Source organism: Brevibacillus sp. FIR094 (assembly GCF_050477165.1).
Taxonomy (GTDB): Bacteria; Bacillota; Bacilli; order Brevibacillales; family Brevibacillaceae; genus Brevibacillus.
Window position 1 is genome coordinate 48,943 of sequence record NZ_JBEAES010000025.1, and the last position, 24,332, is coordinate 73,274.

A 24,332-nucleotide genomic window follows, 5' to 3' on the forward strand; every position below is an offset into this window, starting at 1 on the left:
GGGCTCTTGTGCAATGGGTAGCAGCGAATTAATCGTTTCGGCGAGTCATTTGCTGCCAAACGGTTCCGCTAGCCGCCTCGCCGCTTTCAATGCGCTGCACGGCCATTTGAACTTGCAAGCTGACCTCGAACTCAGGATCGTTCTGTGCGGCACGCAATGCGTCCAAGGCGGTTTCATCCCCCACCTCAAACAAGTAGCGAGCAGCGCGCCAGCGTACCAGCTTGTTTTTATCCTTCAATGCTTCACACATCGGTAGAATCGCGCGCGTGTCGCCTAAGTCAGACAAGGTATCGCCTGCTGTGCGTCGTACAGAGACGGAATCATCGCGGAGCGCTTCAAACAGCAGTGGGAAAACATCGTCGCCGCCGATCATGCCCAGGTACACAACCGCCAGCCTGCGAATCGACGATTTGCCATCACGAAGCGCTTTTTCTAAAACAGGCAAATCCTCTTCGGTAGGCTCCATCCGATCCAGCGCTTCATATCTTTTTTGCCAATCTGGATCATCGAGCATCTCTAGCGTAACGACTTTCTTTTCACGCACAACTGGCTCTGGGGTTTCCCCAGGCCCAAGCGCCATGGCCTGTTCCACGATTTCTTCCACACGGCTTTCCGGATAGGAAGCATCCACTTCCAATGCGACCTCTTCACCAATCTCGCGCAAATCGCCGTAACGCACGCCATGCTCGACCCATTTTCGCTCCATGATGAGGTTGGGCGACGCAGATCCTGCACGCACGGCTGCCTGTCCAAAACGCTCTGGCAACGCTGCACGAATCTGTTCCGTTCCCATGGTCACCTTGACCTGCATCGGCACACCGCGGAACATTTGAACGTACACTTGCGCCTCTCCAAATGCCCCCGCTTCCTCCGCAGACATGTCAGGAACAGCCGCTCCTCCACCTGCTTGCAAAACCTCACGCGCGACAGTCAAAATACGCTGCCAGTCTGCATTAGATTTTCGCTCCAGCGCAAGAAAATCTGCCGTATGAAAAATGGAGGTAACCCCTTCGATCTCCAAGAGCTTGTTCATGAGTTCTGGTGCTTTACTCGCATCTTTCTTTGTATAGACATGTTGGACCCCATCCGGCAAACGCTCGTCTACATTCAGCTTCATGACGTTTGGACTCGGCGTCGGTTCGATGGACAACAATTTCATATAAAGTCACTCCTTCCCTTCTATCGTAGCATGGAACCCGATTCGTTTTCCAACCCGCGAGCTGTAGAAATGCAGTTTGACAATTACAGATCCAGCTTATAGTAATCGTTCGCTGATTTCACAGAAAAACCGCATGATTCATACAAACCCAAAGCCTTGCTGTTTTCACAGGCTACCTCTAGTGACACGTGCGGATACCCTTCCTCCTCCATGAGCTGGATTGTTTGGGCCAAAGCTTGACGTCCGTAGCCTTTCCCCTGATGATCCGGGTGGACACAAAATCCATAAATGAATGCCTTGCCTTCATTTTTCCTGACACTGATTTTGCCAATCGCCTGATCGTTAACTACCATCAAATATGTACGGGATTTCGGGTCTCCTGCCATATTCACTGACATCTCTCTGGCGCGTTCTTCCTCTAATTGAAAGCCATGGACATTCAGCCAGATCAATGTTTCGAGATCATTGGCAGTCTCAGCGCGGAGGTGTAAATTTCCCAAGAGGTTTCCTGGTTGCTTCTCCCTCAATTCCATCCGATATTCGGAGAATTGATAATCCCCACCGATGCGCTCCATGTATGACTTGCCGCTCTGCGAATCCCGCTGAACGATATATAAATGCGAGGGGATGCCTCTTCTTCTGCATTCGTCTACGGCTTTTGCTTGCAGTGCTGTAAAGATACCATTTCTTCTAAAAGCTGGATGGACCATTCCGCTCACTTCTGCCTCGCCACTGTGAAACACATAGAGTCCGAGAAACCCGACCAGCTTTTCGTTCACATAACAAAGGAAATCTTCTTCATGCTCCCCCGAACGCTTTTCCAGCATACTCGGGTTCACTTTGAGATCAATGCCATCCTGCTCGTTACATATTGCAACCAGCTCTTTAATGTGTGCCAGTTCCTCTGAGGTGAGTGTTTTTCTTGCCGTGATCGTATACGTCAAAGCGAAGCACCCTTTCTACTGTTAGAAGTAACGTCTCTGTATTTCAGCAATGGTTTCTTCCAAATTATTGGCGACCTGCGGAATAGAATAGCCTACGTAAAGAGGAGAGGTAACAAACCTCGGAACCACTTTGGCGATCAGCTTCTCTCCCCAATGGTAAAAGAAAATATTGTAGCTTTGGTTACGCGGATTGACATGAGTCAGTATCCAATGTGCTAAAATTTGTAAGTAGTCTGCCATTTTCGGCAATCGATCAAAGTCCGACAGAATAACATTGTATTCAAAAAAGCCTGCACGCGGATGCGTAGACAGATTGCATTCAATCCCTGCCTCTTGATCGATGGTCATGCCAATAAAATCACTTTCTTTTACCTGATCCAGATAGTTGTAATCATCTAATCCGACGATCTGCATGTGCGGATGACGAATGCTCCCTCCGGAATACGGGCCGTGGTTTTTGAAAAACAGAACAGAACGATAAGATTTGCTTTGCTCCATTTCCAGCCACTTCTCTACCCCGAATGCCAGCAATGCTCGTACATGCTCTTTGGAATAGACAGACCAATCCCCTTGGCAATCATCCGTCTCAATCAAAACAGTCTGATGTGTATCCTCCAGAACAGGGAATTTGTTCATGAGCCAAATCATGGAGCCCCGCTGCTCCAGAACGTCTGTGAGACTGTTTCGATCACAAAAAGGACAGGCCGTTTCGGTGTTGTTTACACTCACTGGCTTTTTTCTGCCTATTTGCATGTTAAAGTGCAAGTGCGTCTGATTCATTCCCGTGTCCCTCCAGTTTGTGCTTACTTCCACTTTACACGCATTTTCTGGGAAAATCATGACGTTTTTTGTCCAGACGGCACTTTTGAAACCTCAATTGGACTGCCTATTTTTCAATGTCTGTGGCGTTTGTTTCTTTTTTTATCTCAAATGTTTTACATACAATGGAAAGCAGTGAAACCTGGAAAGGTGTTGGAATTGGATGGAAAAATCATTTTATTATCCTGTTAGCTGGAGCGAGGCCCAATATTACAAAACGTTGCTTGATCAAGAAGGAGTCCCTTACGAAATTCAATCCCCGCTCGATTTGCCTGTCTTGGAAGAAGGTAAGCTGGCCATCGTCTTTCCTTCCATTCCTTTACGGATGTACGTCTGGGTGCGAACCTTGTTCTATCGTGACGGCCTGCGCTATCCGGATACGTTTTCGTTAGATTTCAAACTACATTAATCATGAGGGGAAAGGTACCGGTTTCGTCGGTTTTCATAACATAGTAAGAGCGGCATTTCGTATTGTTTGTGGGGGAGGTGAAGAAGCTGCCGTCCTACAACATCCGCATCTCGATTGCGAAGCTACGTCTCGATCTGTTCGATGGGAACCGACTCATCCGTTCTTATCCTGTTGCCTTAGGCAAAATTGCCACATCGACGCCACGAGGGGATTTTACCATCATCAGCAAAGTGCCCTATCCGAATTCTTATCCGGGAGGACCTCTGAGTGTATTCGGAACCATCTGGATGGGACTAAGTAAGCCACACTACGGCATTCACGGCACGAACGATCCTTCCTCAATCGGCAAGTATGTATCTCACGGCTGTATTCGCATGTACAATGAGGACGTGAATGCTCTGGCAAAAATCGTGCCCATTGGTACGCCCGTTCGAATCAGACAGCAATAAATGAAACATGCAAAGACCCGCCTCTCTTAAACCAAGGGCGGGTCTTCTTTACATAAGATGAGTCTTTTTCGTTCTTACTGCTTCCGTTTCATCCGCTTCCAAGAATACAAGAAATCTTCTTGCTTGCTTGTACATGATCGATAACGTCATTTCCCTGATCTTGTTCATGATCACTTCTTTATCCTCTGGATGCACTTCGGAAGAGAGCTGTTGTTCTTGCAGCTCTAGGTAAGACATCACCCATTCCGGGTCTAACTTATAGGCAGGCAACGACAGCGACTCCTCTACTCTAGTAATCTACTCTAGTCTACAGGTGGAAGCGTCGCATTCCCAGCCCTCAATTACTGGCTACGCCACTAATTATTTCCCTTGCTCCAATTCCTCTACCAATGCAGATAATTCCGCCCAACGCTCAATGGTTGCTTCCAGCTCTGCAGCCACCTGCTGTTCTTCTGCATAGAGCTTTTCAATTTTGCCGTAATCGCTGCCAGACGCTGCAATCTCTTGCTTTAGCTTGACGCTACGCTCTTCCAAAGCCGCGATCTTGCCTTCAATCGCATCCCATTCCTTCTGATCCTTGTAGGACAGCTTGCGCGTGCGGTTGTTGCCGCGATTAGCCCCGCTGTTGCTTTGCGCCTTTTCTGCCTGTTGATCCGCTTCTTGCACCTGTGTTGCTTTTTCCTGACGTCTATCTTCCAGGTACTCGGAATAGTTGCCGTAGTACTGACGAATGTTTCCTTGCCCCTCAAAAGCAAACAAATGGTCGACTGTACGATCGAGGAAATAGCGGTCATGCGATACCGTAATGACTGCTCCTGGGAACTGTTCGAGATAGTCCTCCAAAATACTGAGCGTTTGAATATCCAAATCATTCGTAGGCTCATCTAAAAACAGCACATTTGGCTCTCCCATCAGCGTACGGAGCAGGTAGAGACGACGGCGTTCTCCACCAGACAGGCGGGAAATCGGTGTCCATTGCATATGCGGCGAAAACAGGAAGCGCTCCAGCATTTGCGAAGCCGTGATCGACTCGCCATTGCTCGTCTGAATGACCTCTGCTGCTTCCTTTACATATTCGATGACGCGCAGCTTTTCGTCCATCTCGATGCTATCCTGCGTGTAGTAGGCGATTTTAACGGTCGTCCCGATTTCCAATGAACCGCTATCCGGTTGAATTCTTCCTGCGAGCATGTTCAAGAGTGTCGTTTTTCCACTTCCGTTTGGCCCGATAATCCCCACACGATCACCCGGCAGGACAATATAGCTGAAATCGTTGATCAGTTTTCGCTCACCGTACGCTTTATTGATGTTTGTAAGCTCGATCACTTTTTTGCCGAGACGACTGGCCCCGAGTGCCATTTCCATCTTGACAGCAGGTCCATCTACGGCTTTATCTCGTAACTCCTCAGCCCGTTGCACACGCGCCTTTTGCTTAGTCGTCCGTGCCTTTGCTCCACGACGAAGCCATGCCAGCTCGCGTCGAAGCAGATTTTGTCGCTTGCTCTCTACGGCCGCTTCATTTTCTTCACGCTCCGCCTTTTTCTCTAGGAACATCGCGTAGTTGCCTTCATAGCTGTACAGCTTGCCGCGATCCAGCTCAAACGTACGGTTCGTAACACGATCCAAGAAGTAGCGATCATGGGTGACGAGCAGCAAAGCACCTTTGTAGCGGGACAAATACTCTTCCAGCCACTCGACTGTCTCATTGTCAATATGGTTCGTAGGCTCATCCAAAATGAGCAGGTCTGCTGGTTGGATCAAAGCTCGTGCCATTGCTACCCGCTTACGTTGTCCACCAGAGAGCTCTCCTACCTTTTGCGAGAAATTGTGCAGGCCAAGCTTGGTCAGGATCATTTTGGCTTGCGTATTGCTCTCCCACGCATCAGCCGCATCCATCCTGTTTTGAACAGCAAACAATCGCGCCTGCTTTTTCTCGTCGTCAGGCGACTCTTGAACAGCCTCTAGCGCTGTTTCATAATCACGCAAAAGCTGAATGAGTGGAGAATCGCCGTAAAATACTTGTTCCAGTACGGAGGAGTTTTCGTCAAAATCAGGATTTTGCGGCAAATACTCCACATGGAAATGATTCGCGTGAACAATTTTCCCACTATCCGCTGTATCCAAGCCTGCCACGATTTTCAAGAGCGAGGATTTTCCCGTACCATTTACACCGATCAGACCAATGCGCTCTTGCTCGGCAATATGAAAGGAAATGTTATCGAACAATACTTTTTCTCCATAGCCTTTGGAGAGGTTTTCTACTGATAATATTTGCATGAACGTCACCTGTACTTTTCTATTTGCGTATCGAGAAGCCATATGAATCTTACACTCGATGGTATCATGTTTTTCGCGCAAGCTCTAGGGTGATTCAAATGGATTGCGTAAATATTGGAATGACATCTCATTAATGGTAAAATATTGAATACGAAGTAATAATGACACATGTACGAAAATAAAATAGGAAGCGTCACAAGCAATAAGGCATGTCAACGAGCCCTAACAGAAGAGGCGTACTCTTTTCATCGAGCACGCCTGCTTTTATTCTCCTAACGACTGTCCTACTCTTTGCAGCACGTTGCCGATCCGTTCATTTTGGATAACCTCATCTGCCCACGCATCCAATGGGGTTGGTTCCTGATTGACAATGACCAGTTTGGCTCCTCTTTCTTTTGCATGCTGCGGAAACCAATTGGCAGGACTCACAGTAAGCGAAGAACCTAATACGATGAACAAATCGGCTTGTTCCGTCCACGAGATGGCTTGATCGACTTGCAATTGCGACAAAGATTCGCCAAACAGGACGACACCCGGCCGCAAAAATCCTCCACATGCGCAAATCGTCCCTTGATCCTCAAGATAACGAGTATTGGCATACTCGGTCCCGCAGGCAAGACAGCGGATTTTCGCAAGGGAGCCATGGAGTTCAGCTACAGCCAAGCTTCCCGCCTCTTGATGAAAGCCATCTACATTTTGTGTAATGACCCCATGAACCAATCCACGCCGCTCCCATTCAGCTAAGCATTCGTGTCCGGCGTGTGGCTTGCAAGACAGTAGACCTTGAATGCGCATCTGATAAAATTCCACAAATGCTTCCCGATTCTCCATCATTGCGCGTGTACTCGCGAGTTGCATCGGATCTTTACCGCGCCATAGCCCCGACTGTGAACGAAAATCAGGCAAGCCACTCTCTGTCGACATGCCTGCTCCGGTGAATACAACTGTAAAGGAAGATGTCCGCAACCAGTGTGCCAGATGATCCATCATGGTCTCCCCTTTTTCTTTGAAAATGTTCTTCTCCTGATTGTAATAGAAGAATGCCGGATTTGGGAGACCTGCCCATCAAGACACCATCTGTCTTACCATTCAATAGGATGGATAAACGGGTTGTGGCGGATATCCGGTATGGTAGGGATTCGAGCCATATTGCGGATAACCGGTCGGCTGTTGATAGACTGGGTGCTGTCCATATCCACCCTGCTGCACATAGCTAGCATCGTAATAATCGTAACTGTCTGGCAACTGGCTCGAGTAGCCATAGTACGGGTACTGGCTTGAGGCAGCTCTATCTGGCAACTGCCCCTGCTGCTGACATCCTACGGGCGGGCCAATCACGACTGTTTTGGTAAGAGGCGCAAATGTTTCTTTTACCTTTGCTTCATCTAAACAATACGTATGTGCCCACACACTTGCTGGAGTCAACCGCAAAATATCGGAGCCAAAGATCACCTCAGGAACAGGCGCATCAAAAATAGCCAGTAGATGCGTATCGTCTGTCAACGCCATTTCATAATGCCACCAGCCCTGCGGAATATTGGCAACTTGTCTCGGTTTAATATTGTAGTTGAGCAATTGATTGGTAAAAGGATTGATTAAGGACACAATGACCTCACCAGCTATACAGTACACCAGCTCCGCTGCATTTTGATGAATGTGTGGCTCGACAACATTGCCCGTTGTTAGGAAAATATCCAGCAACGAAGTGTTGCCCAATGTATTTAATTGTGCGATCCCCAAGGTATCGATGAAATTCCGATCGTCCTTTTTGAAAAACAGATTATTTCTCATATCGTACGTGAACTGAGTATTTGGCGATGTATAGTCTCGATAGGAAGTAGCCATCTGTCGTTTTGTCCTCCCACCGTATGGGTATTTGACTCATTATGTATCTCTATTCCTTTTCACAAAATATGTGCACCCATCTATTCCATAGAGAAAGAGACACACTTTTCACCCTCCACTTTACACAAACATATCCTACTAAAAGGCATAACGGGTACTCGAGGAGGGTGATACTGTTTGGCTACTTATTTGGTCTCGGACATACATGGTCAGAATCAAGCTTTTCAAAAGGCGCTGCGGGACGTTTCCTTCTCTCCCCAAGCTGGTGATCGTCTGTATGTATTGGGGGACATGGTCGATCGAGGACCTGAATCAAAGGAAGTATTACTCGATCTACTCGCTCTTCGGCAGGCGTATCCGAACCAAATCTATCTCATAAAAGGCAACCACGAGCAAATGCTCGAGGATTGGCTGTCTGGCAACGGCAATCCGGAGTTATACCTGCGCTACAATGGCGGCGATGCCACCATACGCTCTTTCTTAGGGAATCACCCGCTGCGGCGAGCTTTTCTTGACCGGATGCCTTCTTTGCAGGAACAAGAAGAAGCGCGGCAATTCATCCTTTCTCGCTATCCAACCATTTTACCAGCCTTGTCGTCTCTTCCTTTGTATATCGATCTGCCAGCCGATCCGCGAACAGGAGCTCCAGCCGCACTTTTGGTACACGCAGGCATTCGACCCGGCATCCCCTTGCAGGAACAAGATCCGCAAGATTTACTATGGATTCGCGAGCCTTTTTACCTTTATTATGATGGAAACCTCCCTGTCATCTTTGGCCATACCCCTGTTCCAAGATTACCTCAATACTCAGGCAGTGGTCCTTGGCGCAGAGACAACATAATTGGCATTGATGGTGGCGCAGGTTATTGGCGAGGTGTCTTGCTCGTCGAATGGCCTTCTCTTCAATCCATTTTGGTACCGATTCGGGATAGGCAATCCTCTCCACAAGTACGGGTCTACTGATCGTGCTCGGGAAGACTGGGAGCTTTCGCACTGGTGCTCCTACCTGCTGCAAGTGCATCGGGTAGTGCATCCAGTATGATGCGAGAGACAAGCCCATTCGTTCAACAAATTATTACTTTTTATAATCTACTTTCGATTTGTAATATGTTAAGATATGGACGAGGTGTTTATATGAAACGTCAGCAAATCGTGGAACAAGCCATGTTTGCCGCTTGGGGAGTCTCCCTGATCGCAACAGGAGGCAGTTTGTTTTTTTCAGAGGTGTTAAAGTACATACCGTGTGACCTGTGCTGGTACCAGCGAATCTTGATGTACCCGCTCGTCATCTTACTCGGGGTTGCCTCCGCAAAGAAAGATGACAAGATCGCGTCGTACGCCTTGATTCTCTCCATCATAGGAGGACTCACATCGCTGTATCATTACTCGATTCAAAAAATACCTGCCCTGCAAGATCTGGGTAGCGCTTGCGGCATTGTGCCATGCAACACGGACTATATTAACTGGCTAGGCTTTATCACTATTCCGTTCCTTGCACTCATTGCCTTCACCTTGATCAGCATCCTGCTTGTCATCGTTATGAAAAATGCAAAGGAGAAATGATTCATGAAGAAAGTCATCTTTCTATCCATCCTTGTGGCTGCGCTCCTGATCGGTGCGATTGTGTACGCTGACATTTCGAACCGTCAGCTTGCGGAAGGAAACCCTTATGGTAAAGCCAATTTGCACCCCGCTACTCTCGAACAATTGAGTGACCCGCTGTACGATAACCTCATTATGCCTGATGAGCTCAAAGGTAAGCTCAATAATCAGGAGGACGCGTTTGTTTACTTTTACAGCCCGGTTTGTGAGCATTGTAAAGCAACTACCCCCGTCCTTGTACCGATCGTAAAAAGCTTGGACATCGATATGAAAAAGCTCAATTTGCTAGAGTTTAACGCTAGCTATGGTGAATACAACATCGAATTCACTCCAACCCTCGTTCATTACAAGGGCGGCAAGGAAGTAGCTCGACTCGTCGGTGGTCGCGAAGCAAGCGAATGGAAAACATGGTTGGAAGAACAGAAAAAATCATAACATTTGGTAGCCTCCCTCGATTCTTTGCGGGAGGCTCTTTTCATATTGGACATACGTGACAAATATGTGAAGATTTCCGTTCCCTTGGAAGAAATAGCCCGAACGAGTCATTAGGCTTTTCCAGTTATTTGCCTATAATGAGTACTGGGGATAATCCTTGAAAACGGAGGTAATCGCATGACCCTCACTTATTTCACTGAAACCTTTGGCTTTCGGGCGACATGGAATCCAGAGCTGATTCTTTTGACCTTTTTGATCGGTCTGGCTTATTTCGCTCTGATCGGACCATTACGCCAAACTTTTCAAGATTCCACACCTGTTACACGAAAGCAACAGACTTTTTTCACTCTCGGCTTACTTGGTTTTTACTTTAGTATGGGAAGTCCTTTGAACGTAGCTGGGCACTTTTTATTTAGCGCCCACATGCTGCAGCAATCGTTGCTCTATCTCGTAATGCCCTTGCTGCTCTTGGCAGGGACCCCGTCATGGTTGATCCGCGGCCTGTTCTATCGCCGGGGGCTCAAGCTTTTCATGCGCATAGCGAGTCACCCGATACCTGCTATTCTCATGTTCAATGCCATGTTTTCGTTTTACCATATGCCTGTTATTTTAGACTTGGCAATGAACAACCTAGCCCTACATAATTTGATTCATTTACTGCTGCTGGTGACTGCGATTTTGATGTGGATGCCTGTTGTCGCACCGATACCGGAAATTCACCGCCTGTCGGAACTGCAAAAGCTAGCCTACATCTTTGCTAACGGTGTTTTGATTACGCCTGCATGCGCACTGATTATTTTTTCAGCCACACCGTTGTATGCGACGTATGTAGATGGTCCTTCCATGCTCTGCGCTCCATTCTTTTCCACGCCGATCGACAAATCGATGTTCGCCGTTCCACTACTCCCTCTGGAGGATCAACGGCTGGGCGGAATTGTGATGAAACTCATGCAAGAGCTGACGTATGGAGTCGTCCTTGCTTACATCTTCTCTACCTGGTATCGAAAAGAAAAGAATCAGGAAGAGGATGGACTCATGACGCCATAGCCAAAAAGAATCAGAAAGGAGGCGCCACACACACGTGAATATCGCCCCTGCTACCGCTATCCGTATCCGACGGTTGCTCTTGTTGTTGCCCGTCCTTGTCCTTGTTGCTCTTGTCGCTTCATGGGTTTGGTTCGGACCCAAAAACACCCAGGCGAAATTACCTGATGTAACTCTGCAAACCATCGATGGACAATCCTATTCGCTAGCACCGCAAAAGAAAACGTTTCGCTTGGTGGAGTTGATCTATACCCGCTGCCCGGATATTTGTCCCACGACAACGGTAAAAATGGTTCAGCTGCAAAAGCGCTTGCTCGAAGCAAACTTGATGGGGCAAGACGTTGAGTTTTTGACCATCACGATTGATCCGCAAAACGACACCCCGGATGTCATGCGCTACTATGCCAAGCAGTTGGGGATTCAAGAACAAGGCTGGACCCTGCTTCGGGGTGATGACGAAACGATCAAAACAGTTACAAATTCGCTTGGCTTTTTTGCCAATAAGATGGATGATGGATTTATCTCTCATACATCGAGTACGTATCTCGTGGATGATAACAATGCCGTCATTCAAAAATTCGGCATGGGTGACGATTTCGATCCCGAACAAATTTATCAGGAACTGTTGAAATTGAAGAAGGAAGGGTAATCCAACATGAAACGTACGATGATTCTGCTCTTATCCATGCTCATGCTTCTTTTAGCCGCTTGTGGAAAAGAGAACGAGCAACAAGCCTTGCTACCCGGATCTCCCGTCGAGGCTGCCTTTACATTGGAACCAAAGGAGCTAGTAGCGGGCGACACAGTTACCTTCTCCGTTAAAGTTACACAAGATGGCCAACACGTGGATGATGCCAAAGAAGTGAAGTTCGAATGGTGGAAAGATGGCCAAGAAAAGCATGAAACGATCCCTGCTTCGCTGCAAGGAGAAGGTGTCTACACGGCTCAACAAACCATTAGCGAGCCAGGTTCTTATTTTGTCTACTACCATGTAACGGCACGTGATTTCCACAATATGCAGAAGACACCGTTTACCGTAAATAGCAAGGCTGGTGAGACGCCTGGGGCGACCCCATCCGCACCTTCTGCTGACGCAGGTCAGTCACACGATCATGGGGCGGCAGATCACGCGAATGGTGAAGCAGTTGATTATCATTTCTCTCCCGCTGACAATATTCAGGTAGCAACACCCGCTGCTCTCACTGTCCATTTGATGAAAGACAACAAAGCGTTGGACAAAGCGACAGTCAAATTCGAGTTCTGGCGGGGTACTGACCAAAAGCATAGCTTCGTTGATGCAACGGAAACTGCGGCAGGCCAATATGAAGGCAACGTACAGTTCCCTACTGCTGGGGATTATACAGTAAAGGTCCATGTGGAAAAGGGAGACATTCATGATCACAAGGATTTTTCACTTTCAATAAAATAAGTCCTTCAAAATAAAAAGGCCATTCCCTGGGAGAATGGCCTTTTTGCTCGTAAATGGAGTTAGCAGGTAAAGTAAGCGATTCGATTCAAGTCTGTCCCGTAATACTCCCATCGATATCCTGTCCAGCGGTATCCAGATACTGAGTTACGACCGACATGAACGGGGTAAAACCAGAAAGAGCGACCAGTTCGCAGCCAAACGTATGTGTACCGATATAAACAGGGATAGAATCCGCCAGCATCAATCCGGCGTGTTCCCCCATAGCCTCTTGCTCCCGGTGCACTTGGCGTCCTGCTCGGTGGAGGACCTGGTGGTGGAGGGGGGAAACCTCCCGGTGCACCGGGGGAGCCTGGAGAGCCTGGGGAACCGGGGGAACCTTCTCGGCCGCCAGGGGGAAATTGATATGACATGACGTGTCACCTCCTACTAGTCTCCCTATAGGAAATGCAGCAAACGCACAGATGGTATGTGCGTTTGCCCGCCGTCATTCACCTATTTTTTCCGCAATAGCCTGTATAGTAATCTCTTGTCCGCCACCCCGCAGACGTCCCCACTCTTTTATCCTTTCCGATTGCTTCGATTGGCTGTTACTCTGCACAAAAATTGTACAGTCTCTCCCATTTTCAATCGATTCGAACCTTTTACGAGGAAGGCTGTATTTGGCTTCAGCTGTTTTGCTAGACGACGATGCAAGCCTGCCTTACTCAAGCAATGCCTGACCCGATTTGCCGGAAAACCGGAGCGAATCGCTGCTCTTGCAATATTCCTAGCGCTTCTTCCCAGCGTATATAAGTAGTCTACATTTTTTTGACTCAAATATTTCCCGACATCCTCATGACCCTTTACGTCGTATTTGCCCATTTCCAGCATACTGGCGAGCACCGCGATCTTTGTGGTATGCCCTACCTGGCTTAACACATCAATCGCTGCCTTGGCCGCATCTGGATTCGAGCTGTAGGTATCATCTAGCACCTGAATGTTATTCGCGAGTCGATAGCTGGTTAGGCGTTTTCGCTGTCCGCGAAACTGACTCAGCCCACGACGAATATCATCGACGGGAATCCCCATCGTATGGGCGACTGCAATAGCAGCCAATGCATTGTACAAATTATGCTCGCCGGGAATAGGGACAAAAAATGACTCTTTTTCTCCATGCAAAGAACATTCGAATCGAAACCCATTGCCCTCTAATTGCATTCGCCCTGCCTTATAGTCCGCCTCCTGCTCCTTGCCAAATGTCACAACTTTTCCCGTGAACGACCCCAGGTAAGGCTGTTGAACAAACTCGCGAGAATAGGGACAGTCCCCATTCAGAAAAATGGTTCCTGTAGGTTTCATATGACGAATTAACTCCGTTTTTGCTAATGCCAGCTTCCTCGCATCACCGCCGAAATTTCCGATATGAGCCGTGCCAATATTCGTGATGACTCCCATCGACGGCTGTATGATTTTGCAATGCTGTCGCAAATGACCACTTCGATAAATACCATACTCAAGCACTGCAGCCTTGTGCTCGTCCCTAATTCTTTTGGCATGCGCTCTTGTATTTCCCAGGAAGTTCTTGTTGTACATCGATTTATATGTGTGCATGCGTAGATTCAGGATGGTATAGATCATTTCTTTTGTTGTGGTCTTCCCTGCACTTCCCGTCACAGCGATAACTGGCTTGTCGAGAATCAGTGTCTTTAACGGTACAGCAGCTCTTCTCTTCTTTTTCACGGGTATCACCCCTTTGCCTCGTTCTTCTCTCGATCAGCTTTCCTATTGTATGAACGGCATAGACAGCCTGTATAGACCATTATCTATGAAAACGTTCCGCTACTATCCAAATCAGACGGACGACTTCTGGAATAGAGTAGGAGGGGAGGTGAAGCACATGAAAAAGAAGGCCACCATCGCCGCTGTAGGCGACATCCTGATGTGGAAAGAGCAGGTGGCAACTGCCAGACTGCCTGGTACAGATCAATTCTCTTTTACGGATATGTTTCACCCCGTGACACCGATTCTCTCTGCGGCAGATCTCACGATTGGCAATTTAGAAACCACCTTTTCTGGGAAAACACAGCCCTATCAAATCGGTTCGGCACGAACCGGTTACCCTCGCTTCAACTGTCCAGATGAATTGGCTCGAGACTTGAAATCATCTGGCTTTGACGTATTGACTACAGTGAATAATCACTGTCTGGATGGCGGAGTAACCGGACTATGCCGAACCCTTGATGTTTTGGATCGATACAAGCTTGCTCATACCGGAACCTATCGAAGCCCCGAGGAGGCAAATACCTTCCTGATCAAGGAGGTAAACGGCATTCGCATCGCTATGCTTGCTTACACCTACGGGACAAACAAGCAGGTGATCCCCGCTCATACGCCATGGATCGTCCGACTTCTTCATTTTGATAGGATATTATCCGACCTGAGAAAGGTCCGTCCTCTCGTCGATGTTGTGATCATCTCCCTCCACTTTGGGATTGAATTCCGCTATACACCGACGACTCGCCAGCGACAGCTCGTACAAAGCCTGCTTGACAACGGTGCTGATGTCATCCTCGGAGCTCACCCACATGTTCTGCAGCCTGTTGTCACCCCGAGTATCATGACTGCGCACGGAACAAAGAGACAAACACTAGTCGCGTATTCTTTGGGCAATTTCACATCAGAGAAAATGCTCTCGTTTGATCAATCTCAGTGTGGAGCTATCCTGCGATTTACTGTCGAAAAGGATGAGAGGAATCAGATTTCACTCGAGCAAATTTCAGTCATCCCGACGTTTTCGCAACGATATGTAAGTCAAGGGCGCATTTGCTTTCGTGTCATCCCCATGCGTTCCTATTTGAAAAGCCCTGATCTGTATGTACGACCCCTACAGAGAAAAAAGCTCCAGCTGCTGTGGAATCGCGCCATCCGCATCATAGGCAGGTCGCGAGGTGTATTGATTGAATAACACTGGAGCAAATGAGGGAGCGGGCAGTTTGCTCCCTACCCTTCCTCTTTTCCTACATAGACCACGATTGACGATTCACAGAACATTTTGGTAAAATCCATTTGTAACTAACAAATTTACTTTAGATGGTTACAAAGGAGAGATGACTTGCATGATCACCGTTCGCCGTATCCACCCGGAAGATTTACCTGCATTTCTTGCCTTCCCGGATCACCCTGCGTCCGTTCGGAATGATATCGCTCTTTACCTCGACAAAATGTTCACACAAGGAGCCATGCGTCAGGACTGGTGCTTCGTTCTAGAGGTACAGGGTGAGATCACAGGTCGTCTTGCCTTCTGGACATTGCCTGGCAGTAAACAAGCGACTGATTTGGTATTGTGGGAGCTTCCATGGAAAGAAACAGAATGTCCTTCGCTTGGAGCTCATTTCTTACGCGAAGTCTTCACACTTATGGCAGGGAATCTTTCGGAGAAAATCGGATATGTTCTGGATTCACCTTCCTCCTCTCCCCAATGGCAAACGGATCACCAAGAGCGAAGAATTGTTCTGGAAGCGCTCGGCTTTCGAATTAGCCGGGAAACAAACCGCTTCGAATGGCATGCACCGATTGAGACAACTGCTATACCTTCAGTAGGAACACACGATCCGATCGTGTACCGCAGTCTTCCTGAGGTTGGCGAGGCTGCTTTTGTGGATGCTATCATGTGCGTCTCACAATTCACCCATGATCAACAAATTACAGAGGAGCGCTTGGAAAAAGGTCCGCTCGCCCAAGCACAGGAAATGTTCCAAGATTTGCAACAAATGAAATACGAACCGGAATGGTGGCAACTCGCCTATACAGTAAAAAATGAGCTCATTGGTTTCTTGATGCCTACGGTCAGCCCTACCTTTGCTACTATTGGATACATCGGTGTTCTCCCCGAGCAAAGAGGACACGGCTACATTGATCGATTGCTGAAGCAGGCCACGGACGTTCTTGTACAAGCAGGAGAAACATACATCCGCGCAGATACTGATGTTAAAAACACACCAATGGCCAAAGCCTTTTTACGTGCTGGATACCACCAGTTTGCCCATCGCCAAGAATTTTCCCTGGATTCAGACTTGTTGCTGTAATGGACATACAAAAAAGGGGGTGATTGTAATAACAATCACTCCCCTTGCTTACCTCATATGAACAAAATTTATGGCACAATCTCAGACATTTCTTCTGGGCATACAGCTTGCTTTAGCATCTCTGTCGCCTGATCCGTATCTACGTCTTTTACCAGTTCAATCTCACTAATGAGGAGCTGCTGCGCATTATCCAGCATCACTTTGTCACTCGTTCCCAATACTTTCTCTTTACTCATACCAACCAAATCGCGAATGACCTCAGATTGCTCGTAAATATCGCCACTCTTCATTTTTTCTGTATGAAGCTTGTAGCGCTGCGCTGCATTCAAGGTGGTGTCGCGTTGTCCCTCTCGCATGGCGGCCAAAACATTCTTCAGAATGTCGGCTTCGACCACCTTTCGAATACCAAGAGCGGACATCTTTTCAACCGGGACCATGATGTTTAACTCTTTCAGCAGCATGTTGAGCACATAATAGAGGTGTTTTTCACCCAGAAATTCTTTCTCCTCCATCGCCTCGATTACGCCTGCTCCGTGCATCGGATAAAAAACCTTGTCTCCAACTTGAAACATACGTCCACCTCCTTCAAAGCAATCTATAACCATTATAGCACAAAAATTGAATTTAAAATTTTTTATTTTATCATGAGGGTTAAAATTAAGTCAATAAAAAATTTACATCTTACTTATTGAGCGTTTCTGTTGCCATTCGCCGCCTAGTTTAAATACGATCACACCCCCGACAATGACCAGAACCCCAAGCAATTGCGTAAAAGTAATCGGCACTTGAACCAGCCCTAACCAGCCGATTGAATCCGACCATAAAGCAAAGCCAAGCTGGGCAGTGAGAACGATGGAGATGGCATACGTTGGGCCAAGTAGTCTCATTCCTTGCACCAGACAAAAGACCACTCCAACGCCGATCATACCACTAAACCAGTACCACGTCTGCATAGCTGGAAGCGAAAACAGCTGATTTCCTTCGAAAAGAAGACCCATCGTCAAAGAAGACAGAAATCCCATCCCAAGCACTAGTGTCGTCGTAGACCATGTTCCTGCCTGTTCACTTACTTTCCTGTTGAAAATATTTTGCAGGCTGACCAACAAGCCAGCCAGTAACGCGAAGAATAGTCCGACTACCATGATTTTGACACTCCTGTCTCATTATTCGTTCGGAGTCTCGCTCGCCATTTTAGCTAAACCTTCCCGATCCTTGATTAGAAGGAATCCATTGGCACGCTCAATCAGTCCCTCCTTGCAGAACTGTTGGATGACCCGATTCAAATGTCTGTAGCTCGTCCCAATCATATTCGCTGCATCCAAAAGATTGCTCGTACTGATTTGTTCTTTGTTGGCAGGATTCCACTCTTCTACCGAAACAGTCAACAAATAACGAGCAAAACGTACTTCTACTGGGTACAGAAGGTTGATGCTTAATGAGTTGGACTTTAGACAAAATTTATGTGTAATGATTTGCAGTAAAAATTGCAGGAGTGGAGCGTAGTCTGTTCCGTATTTTTTCAACCAGCGATAATGAATCCCGATCATTTGAACAGATGAGGCTGCTTCCACCGAATTCAGATAAGAAATTCCCCTTACATACTCAATATCTCCGATCACTTCAAGCGGCTTTTTAAAGGAAAGGATCAGGGTTTTCCCTTCGGGGGAAGTCGTAAAAACCTTTAGTTTTCCCTTCACCAAAACATACAGATGACAGGCCGTTTCGCCTTGAGCACAAATGAGCTCCCCTTGATCAAATTGGAACAAGGACAAATGCGGCAGAAAAGGCTCATGAAAGACAGACGCTAACTGATGGGCATGCAGATATTCTTGCAAAAGCTCACGATTTTCGATTTCCTTCATTCCACTGTTTCACCCTCTCGTCATCAGGCCCTCAGTATCAGCACACCCAGAATCATCATCCCGATCCCAATAAAATGCGGCAGCCTCATCTTTTGTTTATCAACACCGAACCAGCCAATACTGTCAATGAGAAAAGTTAGGCTTAGCTGCGCTATCAAGAGGGCTGAAATCGTCATGGTTACCCCGATATGGTGGATGGCCGTAACATTGCTAAAAATGATAAACGCGGCGAAAGCTCCACCCGTCAAATATAACGGTTTCACTCGCCTGTATGCCTGCCATTTTCCATCTCGGAAGAACAACAGGAGTAAAAAAGCCGTGAGGAAACCCGTTAACTGCGTAAGTGTCGCAGTTTGCCAAGTCCCAATATCTTGACTGATTCTTGAATTCGCTACACCTTGCAAGGTAATGAAAACGCCGCCTAAAATAGCAAAAATTATCCCTTTCATCCTCTCACCTCACACTGATCTGTTCCTAATTAAAAAGGATCGCAAGGTGGATTGGGAAGGACATATGTCCTCATGATTTTCGTTGCAAAAAACAAAGGAGAGGACCTTCCCGTTAGAAGGACCTCTCGCTCATTCTTCTCATTGAATCTTTTTTTGTTTCACGATTCCTATTACAAGGAGAACGATCATCCCAATGATGGTGATCAGCAGAAACCATTTCCCAAAGCCGCCTCCCCATCCTAGCGCAATGGAAACCGACTCCAACAAGATTACGGAAAAAATAAGTAAACAACTATTTTTTATTTGGTTCACGATTTTTCGACTGTGCAAATAAAACTGATCGGCATTCGATTCAGTGAAGCGTGCCGGATAGTTATGGAGCTCTGGATGCTTTTCGAGTACCTGCATGAGGAAAATGATAAAGACTCCAATCCCAGGTAAAAGAAGCAGTTCCCATTTTGAGCCCCAGCGATCTACTTCCCCCAAAGCATTGTAATGGGCAGGCACCTCGTCAGGAAGCTTATTCCATGCAAAGACTAAAAAGAGTAACGATCCCACGAAAAATAAAACACCAATTATATCCCAAACCCATTCGCTGCCTGTCTTTGGTATATTTGTGGTTGGTCTCTTCATATTCTCCCTCCTTACCGCTGCTCCTCCTACACGCATTGTACCATTTATGTTCATTTGCGAGTCAAGGTCAATCCGTCACACACTTCTGGGCGTTTTTACATATCTTGATGTGGAGTAAGGAGGGAACAACTGTGAACGACCCATTGCGAGAAAGTATGTTGTTTGAGCATCGTTTCTGGCTACAAATTCTGGGCGATCATGCCCGCTTTATTTTTCAATCACTCGCTCCGAATGAAGAGCAGGAGATTGAAAGAGCCGTATACTTTATCGTGTCATTCGATAACTTACTGGATAACGCTAGGCAAAACCTCTCTTCCGATGAACTACACACACTCAACCAGCAAGCAAGTGCACTCACCCAACAACTCCGTGATTTTAAACTCCACATTTTAGAAAGGCACCTCATCAGTAAAATATCCATCAGCCTTCCTCCAACGTTTATGAACCACATGGTCAATGAGCTAGAAGAATACGAGCGAATTTTGCATGCTTTTCTCTCCAAAGGCTTGCCACCTTCCAATCATCCGGTAGATCTCCACATCCTCTGGCTTTCTGATGCGGTAGGGCATGCAGCCACCATCACTTCCCTTTTGGACATGGTGGAAAAAGACTATCAGCATAAAAGTGAACAATTTACCAAAAAGTTCGAGCATTTTTACCTAAAAGCGGTGGAATTGGCCGGGTATCTCCGAACAAACCTGAATAACTTTCCGGCACTACGCCATTTTAACCATCAAGCAGAAATGGAAATGAAGCTTTTTCAAGTATTCTTGCATGAATTGGAAGAGATGCGGATGCGCGATGAATTACTTGGAGTTTTCTCTCCGCTCATGGCCGACCATATGTCTCGGGAAGAATGCTACTATTTGATGAAGCTATCTGAGGTTGCCAACGTGCAATCACCAGACTGTTTCCCGACCAGACCGCGAATCGAGTAAAAGATTAACCTTGTTCAGAACCGGGCGAAAGCTAAAGGCTTTACGCCTCTTTTTCATTCCTTCTTTGCGATATCCACTCATGCATAAGCAAGCAGAAAGCTGTCCTCATATCCTATAAAGTACCAACCGTTAAGGGGGATGTGTCATGGATCCGATTGAGCATCATAGGCAGCGAATGCATCACCACATGAGGCAAGCAGAACGTTATCGCTCTTTAGCTTTTCAACAGCGCCATGATCGCATGCGTCATCATATCTTTCGAGAAAGAGAACACTTCCATCGCATGCGGGCCCATCACCACAGAACGCAAATGCATTCGATGCGTCGTTATTAACTTGGAAAACTCCCGTTATTGGGAGTTTTTTTTATGGGACAAGCTAGAAAACACTCGAAACAATCATATGGCGAAATGGGCTTGGTTCAGATGTGGATTCTGTGCTCATGCCCATTCACGAAACTGGGTAAACGCATAGACATACATCATATGTGATCAAAAGTGGAAAATGGGCGATGATCTGCCCAAATCCTTATGCGGAGGTACTATATGACTGATGCTTTTGTTGAACGTTCGTTAGAGGAAATACGTTTTTGGTCTCGCATTATGAAAGAACACTCCCTGTTTCTCAAATTGGGCTTTAACTGCGAAGACACAAAATTGATTGAAGAGGCGGATCGCTTTTACAGCATTTTTGAAGAAATTGAAAGCCAAGCCCTTGCCTTTTCTTCTGACGTAGATCCTCAACGAATCTATGACTTTAATCAAATCGTTCACAATGCCGTTTCCTATATTTGGGCTTTTAAACGCAAAGTACTCGGACTCATTATTCGTTGCAAAATCGGTGGTAACAACTTTCCTCTCTTGGTCGATCACACAAGTAGGGAGGCTGCCTATTTTCGGAATCGATTAGAACAACTGAATACGGGAAATCTTGATCCCTTACCTGATGCCGTGATTAATGAGAATGTCTTCTTCCTACGAATCATGGCAGACCATGCGAAATTTATTAACCATTTGCTCGATCCTTCCGAAAGAAAGCTAGTAGATCAAGCTAGAGAATTTAGTCATGATTTTGATCAATTATTGTTCCAAGCCCAGGATCTTGATTCCATGCGCCCCCAGTCTCAAACGAAACCGCTACTGAATCAATTTGTGGATCAAAATCGCGTATCCGTCCGTCAATTGCGTGACTTCAAAAAAACTGCTCGTGATCTGATTGAGGAATGCAAAATTAAGAGCATCATCCCCCCATTGCTCGCTGACCATGTATTTAGAGAAGCCTCGCATTTTCTAGAGATTTTAGATGCCTTTGAGGTATCCCTTACACACGCAAAGTAGCTATCAGAAATAAGAATAACCCGTCTCCAATAAAACAGGGACGGGTTTTGTATTGCTTGAACGAATTAAATAAAATCCCAGATTTCTACTTTTATTTGTAATTTATTCCTTTTAATGTTTTGCATAAACAAAAGAACTATACTATATTTTTATTGGAAATAGACGATTTATCCATTTTTAACAATTAAAGGAGGCGCTTGATGTTTTTAGCAAAAGGATATCGTAAGCAAATTTTTAGTTTGGCACTCATGTTTTCTGTTATATTTTCTGGTCAAAGCATTGGGCATGCAGAAGATCAAAACTCAGTTGATTTAATTCCAACTATGACGAGTAACACATCACCTACAGGCATCGCAAGTGCGAATAACATTTGGAATACAGAAAATGATGCCTATAAAGCCTTCGACGATGATGAAAAAACCTCTTGGCATCCGGCCAATATTAGTCGTTTCCCATATTATTTGGGATATGAGTTTCCAACTGAAACAGTAGTTGGAAAGTATACGATCAAATTAGCCTCTGACATGACATATAGACATTTAGAAGCTCCTACCACTTGGACGTTTGAAGGTTGGAATGGTACGAACTGGATTCCCCTAGACATAAAAACGAATATAACAGGATGGACACTTGGTGAGAAAAGAGAATTTACATTTGCTAACTCCAAGCCATATAAAGCGTATCGCTTAAATATTACTGCCAATAATGGGCATGGCAATACTCATACCGTAATTAGTGAAATTGAATTCATGCAAGGAAATGCTGAGATGCCAAATCCAGATCCGGACCCAGATCCAGATCCAAATCCAGACCCTAATCCAGACCCAAATCCAGACCCTAATCCAAATCCAGACCCTCAGCCATCCGGTGATAACGCACTTCTTGTTATCAAGATGATCAGTGGACTCGAGAAAGAGTTTGAATTGACTGCATCCGAAGTTCAAGACTTTATCGACTGGTATAATGGTCGTGCAGACGGTCGTGGAAAAGAAACCTATATGTTCGATAAGGACTTTAACAAGGGGCCATTTACTGCTAGAAAAGATTATGTAGCATTCAGTAAGATCCAATCCTTTGAAGTCATGGAATATACCAAATAATACAATGAGGCACCTCCTCTAAGACAGGATGGTGCCTCATCGAATTATTAACTAAGAAAGTCTCTTTAGAATAGAGACTAGTTAAACAGCAATGCAACCAAAAACATAATGATTACATACCCTGGTATTACAGCAAGTTGTATAGTAATTTTTCTATTGTTAATAAAATGAGCCCAGTAAAAAGATGTTGACCCCAACACTGACATGCATAAATAAAATACAAAAGAATTTCCCTGCAATATAAACCTATGTACCAAATATGAATACATGATGCCCGTTAATACAAAGATCAAATTTACAAGAAAACGGTTTACTATCTTGGATGTAAAAGAAAATACCAATTCTCCAATTAAGCATCCAACATAGCAAAACGGTAGTAAATAAAACCCCAACATAAATGTCAAGGAAGTTAAAGCGTTAACCACTCCTACACCTTGATATGAAATGAAGGTGAACATACTAATGATATACAATATGGCACTGACAAGAAATGCTACACCTGCTGCACTAAAAAAACGTAAAGTACGCATAAACACCTCATTAAATTGTTCATTTTTGTAGAAAACACGCTTGAACACTTGCAATGACTGCGTTCGCGCTGCCTTGGCTAGTGGACTGGCATACAAGTGACACCTTTACCAAAATGCCTGCATCCATGTATGTGAGCTGATCAACTAACATATGCGACCGACTGCCATTCTTCATCTTCACAAACTTGACATCTCTCCCTACTCGATAAAAAAAGCACCCAAGAGGTGCTTTTTCGTTTATCTATTCCGTTAGCCATTATTTTAACACAAGATAAATAACCGTATCTTGACCTCTTGTCCCTCTAATTTCCACCGCGTTTGATACTGCGATTACATTATTGTTTTGGTCTAAAGCATAAGCATGTATTCTGTACAGTTTTCCAATACTTAAACTATAAATTTTAGTGCTAGTAGTGTACGCAGTACCAGTCATATCCTCATATCCATCGGTTACATTGTAACGAACCCACTTATATCTATCTACATTTGGAACATGATTAAAACGTACTTCAATATCTTGAAACTCTTGCTGATCGACAGAAGCTTTTGATAAATCGTTAGATGATGAATTTTGGGTGGTTGCAGTGGTTACAGGTGTTTGCTGTCCCTCTTGCGCAAATGCAGGCACTGCTGAAGTTAATAATGCCACTGTTGCTAAACTAGTCATAATCTTTTTCATCGTAAAACACTCCTTCTTAATCTTCTTTTTACCCGCCATCAGAAGAGAAGCAAGTTGATAGGGAGTGAACCTGGTAGCCGACATTCGAGCACTGGTCTTATCGTAATCATGATGAATTTCAGTGTAACTCGCACCAAGAATAAGCTCAAAGCTCACTAATGCCATTCACCGATTCCCATTTTATTCCAGTCACAAAGACATCATAACACTCATTTTTAAACAATACAATCGTACTATTTAAAAATGTCCGAATTTTTTTCTTGTTACAATCATGAGAAGAGAATAAGCAGACACTTCGAATTCTCCTTGAAATCGTACCGACAGATAAC

General features: G+C 45.8%; 30 protein-coding genes. 14 read left to right on the forward strand and 16 right to left on the reverse strand.

Annotated features, from left to right (window positions below):
* Positions 1 to 28: 28 nt before the first annotated feature.
* The 3 genes from ACQ5DJ_RS20895 to ACQ5DJ_RS20905 all read right to left on the reverse strand — a co-directional run bounded on the left by ACQ5DJ_RS20895 (position 29) and on the right by ACQ5DJ_RS20905 (position 2,883).
* Positions 29 to 1,159, reverse strand: coding sequence for a virulence factor (locus tag ACQ5DJ_RS20895; RefSeq protein WP_429844124.1), 1,131 nt, complete (start codon positions 1,157 to 1,159; stop codon positions 29 to 31).
* 83 nt (positions 1,160 to 1,242) lie between these two features.
* Positions 1,243 to 2,103: a GNAT family N-acetyltransferase gene (locus tag ACQ5DJ_RS20900; RefSeq protein ID WP_429844125.1), complete on the reverse strand. Its 861-nt coding sequence runs from the start codon at positions 2,101 to 2,103 to the stop codon at positions 1,243 to 1,245.
* A gap of 21 nt (positions 2,104 to 2,124) precedes the next feature.
* A complete protein-coding gene (locus ACQ5DJ_RS20905; RefSeq protein WP_429844126.1) occupies positions 2,125 to 2,883 on the reverse strand; it encodes a DUF4931 domain-containing protein in 759 nt (252 codons plus the stop codon).
* 202 nt (positions 2,884 to 3,085) lie between these two features.
* Between ACQ5DJ_RS20905 and ACQ5DJ_RS20910 the strand changes: the two genes are divergently transcribed.
* On the forward strand, positions 3,086 to 3,331 hold the full coding sequence (locus tag ACQ5DJ_RS20910) for a hypothetical protein (protein ID WP_144616653.1): 246 nt from the start codon (positions 3,086 to 3,088) through the stop codon (positions 3,329 to 3,331).
* Positions 3,332 to 3,408: 77 nt separating this feature from the next.
* Positions 3,409 to 3,780 carry a L,D-transpeptidase gene (locus tag ACQ5DJ_RS20915; protein ID WP_144616654.1) on the forward strand — a complete coding sequence of 124 codons (372 nt, stop codon included), beginning with the start codon at positions 3,409 to 3,411 and terminating at the stop codon, positions 3,778 to 3,780.
* A gap of 48 nt (positions 3,781 to 3,828) precedes the next feature.
* Here the strand turns inward: ACQ5DJ_RS20915 and ACQ5DJ_RS20920 are convergent, their stop codons facing one another.
* The 4 genes from ACQ5DJ_RS20920 to ACQ5DJ_RS20935 form a co-directional block, all read right to left on the reverse strand.
* Positions 3,829 to 4,050, reverse strand: a complete 222-nt coding sequence (locus ACQ5DJ_RS20920; protein WP_429844127.1) for a hypothetical protein — start codon at positions 4,048 to 4,050, stop codon at positions 3,829 to 3,831.
* A gap of 90 nt (positions 4,051 to 4,140) precedes the next feature.
* A complete protein-coding gene (locus ACQ5DJ_RS20925; RefSeq protein ID WP_429844128.1) occupies positions 4,141 to 6,057 on the reverse strand; it encodes an ATP-binding cassette domain-containing protein in 1,917 nt (638 codons plus the stop codon).
* Positions 6,058 to 6,321: 264 nt separating this feature from the next.
* Positions 6,322 to 7,044, reverse strand: a complete 723-nt coding sequence (locus ACQ5DJ_RS20930) for an NAD-dependent deacylase (protein WP_429844154.1) — start codon at positions 7,042 to 7,044, stop codon at positions 6,322 to 6,324.
* Between the two features lie 102 nt (positions 7,045 to 7,146).
* On the reverse strand, positions 7,147 to 7,902 hold the full coding sequence (locus ACQ5DJ_RS20935) for a cupin domain-containing protein (protein WP_429844129.1): 756 nt from the start codon (positions 7,900 to 7,902) through the stop codon (positions 7,147 to 7,149).
* Positions 7,903 to 8,079: 177 nt separating this feature from the next.
* On the opposite strand from ACQ5DJ_RS20935, the gene ACQ5DJ_RS20940 reads away from it, so the two are divergent.
* The 6 genes from ACQ5DJ_RS20940 (at position 8,080) to ACQ5DJ_RS20965 (ending at position 12,412) form a co-directional block, all read left to right on the forward strand.
* Positions 8,080 to 8,865 carry a metallophosphoesterase family protein gene (locus ACQ5DJ_RS20940; RefSeq protein WP_429844130.1) on the forward strand — a complete coding sequence of 262 codons (786 nt, stop codon included), beginning with the start codon at positions 8,080 to 8,082 and terminating at the stop codon, positions 8,863 to 8,865.
* A gap of 171 nt (positions 8,866 to 9,036) precedes the next feature.
* The gene (locus ACQ5DJ_RS20945) at positions 9,037 to 9,465 is read left to right on the forward strand and encodes a disulfide oxidoreductase (protein WP_047072664.1); all 429 of its coding nucleotides are present in this window, start codon (positions 9,037 to 9,039) and stop codon (positions 9,463 to 9,465) included.
* 3 nt (positions 9,466 to 9,468) lie between these two features.
* Complete coding sequence (locus ACQ5DJ_RS20950; protein WP_376900597.1) at positions 9,469 to 9,939, forward strand: thioredoxin family protein; 471 nt, start codon at positions 9,469 to 9,471, stop codon at positions 9,937 to 9,939.
* A 177-nt stretch (positions 9,940 to 10,116) separates the two neighbouring features.
* Positions 10,117 to 10,986 (forward strand): cytochrome c oxidase assembly factor CtaG, encoded by an 870-nt coding sequence (ctaG, locus tag ACQ5DJ_RS20955; RefSeq protein ID WP_144616661.1) that lies wholly within the window; start codon positions 10,117 to 10,119, stop codon positions 10,984 to 10,986.
* 34 nt (positions 10,987 to 11,020) lie between these two features.
* Positions 11,021 to 11,632 (forward strand): SCO family protein, encoded by a 612-nt coding sequence (locus tag ACQ5DJ_RS20960; RefSeq protein WP_429844131.1) that lies wholly within the window; start codon positions 11,021 to 11,023, stop codon positions 11,630 to 11,632.
* A gap of 6 nt (positions 11,633 to 11,638) precedes the next feature.
* Positions 11,639 to 12,412 (forward strand): FixH family protein, encoded by a 774-nt coding sequence (locus ACQ5DJ_RS20965; protein WP_429844132.1) that lies wholly within the window; start codon positions 11,639 to 11,641, stop codon positions 12,410 to 12,412.
* A gap of 85 nt (positions 12,413 to 12,497) precedes the next feature.
* On the opposite strand, the gene ACQ5DJ_RS20970 is transcribed toward ACQ5DJ_RS20965, so the two are convergent.
* Together ACQ5DJ_RS20970 and ACQ5DJ_RS20975 are read right to left on the reverse strand one after the other, a co-directional pair.
* Positions 12,498 to 12,674 carry a hypothetical protein gene (locus ACQ5DJ_RS20970; RefSeq protein WP_429844133.1) on the reverse strand — a complete coding sequence of 59 codons (177 nt, stop codon included), beginning with the start codon at positions 12,672 to 12,674 and terminating at the stop codon, positions 12,498 to 12,500.
* Positions 12,675 to 12,970: 296 nt separating this feature from the next.
* Positions 12,971 to 14,029 carry a UDP-N-acetylmuramoyl-tripeptide--D-alanyl-D-alanine ligase gene (locus ACQ5DJ_RS20975; RefSeq protein WP_429844155.1) on the reverse strand — a complete coding sequence of 353 codons (1,059 nt, stop codon included), beginning with the start codon at positions 14,027 to 14,029 and terminating at the stop codon, positions 12,971 to 12,973.
* 259 nt (positions 14,030 to 14,288) lie between these two features.
* Here ACQ5DJ_RS20975 and ACQ5DJ_RS20980 point away from each other — a divergent pair, with 259 nt between their 5' ends.
* Positions 14,289 to 15,356 (forward strand): CapA family protein, encoded by a 1,068-nt coding sequence (locus tag ACQ5DJ_RS20980; protein ID WP_429844134.1) that lies wholly within the window; start codon positions 14,289 to 14,291, stop codon positions 15,354 to 15,356.
* 151 nt (positions 15,357 to 15,507) lie between these two features.
* Positions 15,508 to 16,476: a GNAT family N-acetyltransferase gene (locus tag ACQ5DJ_RS20985; RefSeq protein WP_429844135.1), complete on the forward strand. Its 969-nt coding sequence runs from the start codon at positions 15,508 to 15,510 to the stop codon at positions 16,474 to 16,476.
* Positions 16,477 to 16,544: 68 nt separating this feature from the next.
* Here the strand turns inward: ACQ5DJ_RS20985 and ACQ5DJ_RS20990 are convergent, their stop codons facing one another.
* The 5 genes from ACQ5DJ_RS20990 to ACQ5DJ_RS21010 form a co-directional block, all read right to left on the reverse strand.
* Positions 16,545 to 17,048 carry a CarD family transcriptional regulator gene (locus tag ACQ5DJ_RS20990; protein WP_429844136.1) on the reverse strand — a complete coding sequence of 168 codons (504 nt, stop codon included), beginning with the start codon at positions 17,046 to 17,048 and terminating at the stop codon, positions 16,545 to 16,547.
* A 102-nt stretch (positions 17,049 to 17,150) separates the two neighbouring features.
* Complete coding sequence (locus tag ACQ5DJ_RS20995; protein ID WP_429844137.1) at positions 17,151 to 17,618, reverse strand: DMT family transporter; 468 nt, start codon at positions 17,616 to 17,618, stop codon at positions 17,151 to 17,153.
* A gap of 21 nt (positions 17,619 to 17,639) precedes the next feature.
* Complete coding sequence (locus ACQ5DJ_RS21000; protein WP_429844138.1) at positions 17,640 to 18,338, reverse strand: Crp/Fnr family transcriptional regulator; 699 nt, start codon at positions 18,336 to 18,338, stop codon at positions 17,640 to 17,642.
* 23 nt (positions 18,339 to 18,361) lie between these two features.
* Positions 18,362 to 18,787, reverse strand: a complete 426-nt coding sequence (locus ACQ5DJ_RS21005; RefSeq protein ID WP_429844139.1) for a DMT family transporter — start codon at positions 18,785 to 18,787, stop codon at positions 18,362 to 18,364.
* A gap of 138 nt (positions 18,788 to 18,925) precedes the next feature.
* A complete protein-coding gene (locus ACQ5DJ_RS21010) occupies positions 18,926 to 19,420 on the reverse strand; it encodes a DUF1648 domain-containing protein (RefSeq protein WP_429844140.1) in 495 nt (164 codons plus the stop codon).
* Between the two features lie 131 nt (positions 19,421 to 19,551).
* Between ACQ5DJ_RS21010 and ACQ5DJ_RS21015 the strand changes: the two genes are divergently transcribed.
* The 4 genes from ACQ5DJ_RS21015 (at position 19,552) to ACQ5DJ_RS21030 (ending at position 22,794) form a co-directional block, all read left to right on the forward strand.
* Positions 19,552 to 20,358: a DUF2935 domain-containing protein gene (locus ACQ5DJ_RS21015; RefSeq protein WP_429844141.1), complete on the forward strand. Its 807-nt coding sequence runs from the start codon at positions 19,552 to 19,554 to the stop codon at positions 20,356 to 20,358.
* 145 nt (positions 20,359 to 20,503) lie between these two features.
* Positions 20,504 to 20,692, forward strand: a complete 189-nt coding sequence (locus ACQ5DJ_RS21020; RefSeq protein WP_429844142.1) for a hypothetical protein — start codon at positions 20,504 to 20,506, stop codon at positions 20,690 to 20,692.
* A 210-nt stretch (positions 20,693 to 20,902) separates the two neighbouring features.
* Positions 20,903 to 21,694 (forward strand): DUF2935 domain-containing protein, encoded by a 792-nt coding sequence (locus tag ACQ5DJ_RS21025; protein WP_429844143.1) that lies wholly within the window; start codon positions 20,903 to 20,905, stop codon positions 21,692 to 21,694.
* 200 nt (positions 21,695 to 21,894) lie between these two features.
* Positions 21,895 to 22,794, forward strand: a complete 900-nt coding sequence (locus ACQ5DJ_RS21030) for a discoidin domain-containing protein (protein ID WP_429844144.1) — start codon at positions 21,895 to 21,897, stop codon at positions 22,792 to 22,794.
* A 549-nt stretch (positions 22,795 to 23,343) separates the two neighbouring features.
* Here the strand turns inward: ACQ5DJ_RS21030 and ACQ5DJ_RS21035 are convergent.
* Both ACQ5DJ_RS21035 and ACQ5DJ_RS21040 read right to left on the reverse strand, forming a co-directional pair.
* Positions 23,344 to 23,505: a hypothetical protein gene (locus tag ACQ5DJ_RS21035; protein ID WP_429844145.1), complete on the reverse strand. Its 162-nt coding sequence runs from the start codon at positions 23,503 to 23,505 to the stop codon at positions 23,344 to 23,346.
* Positions 23,506 to 23,580: 75 nt separating this feature from the next.
* The gene (locus ACQ5DJ_RS21040) at positions 23,581 to 24,168 is read right to left on the reverse strand and encodes a hypothetical protein (protein ID WP_429844146.1); all 588 of its coding nucleotides are present in this window, start codon (positions 24,166 to 24,168) and stop codon (positions 23,581 to 23,583) included.
* Positions 24,169 to 24,332: the final 164 nt, after the last annotated feature.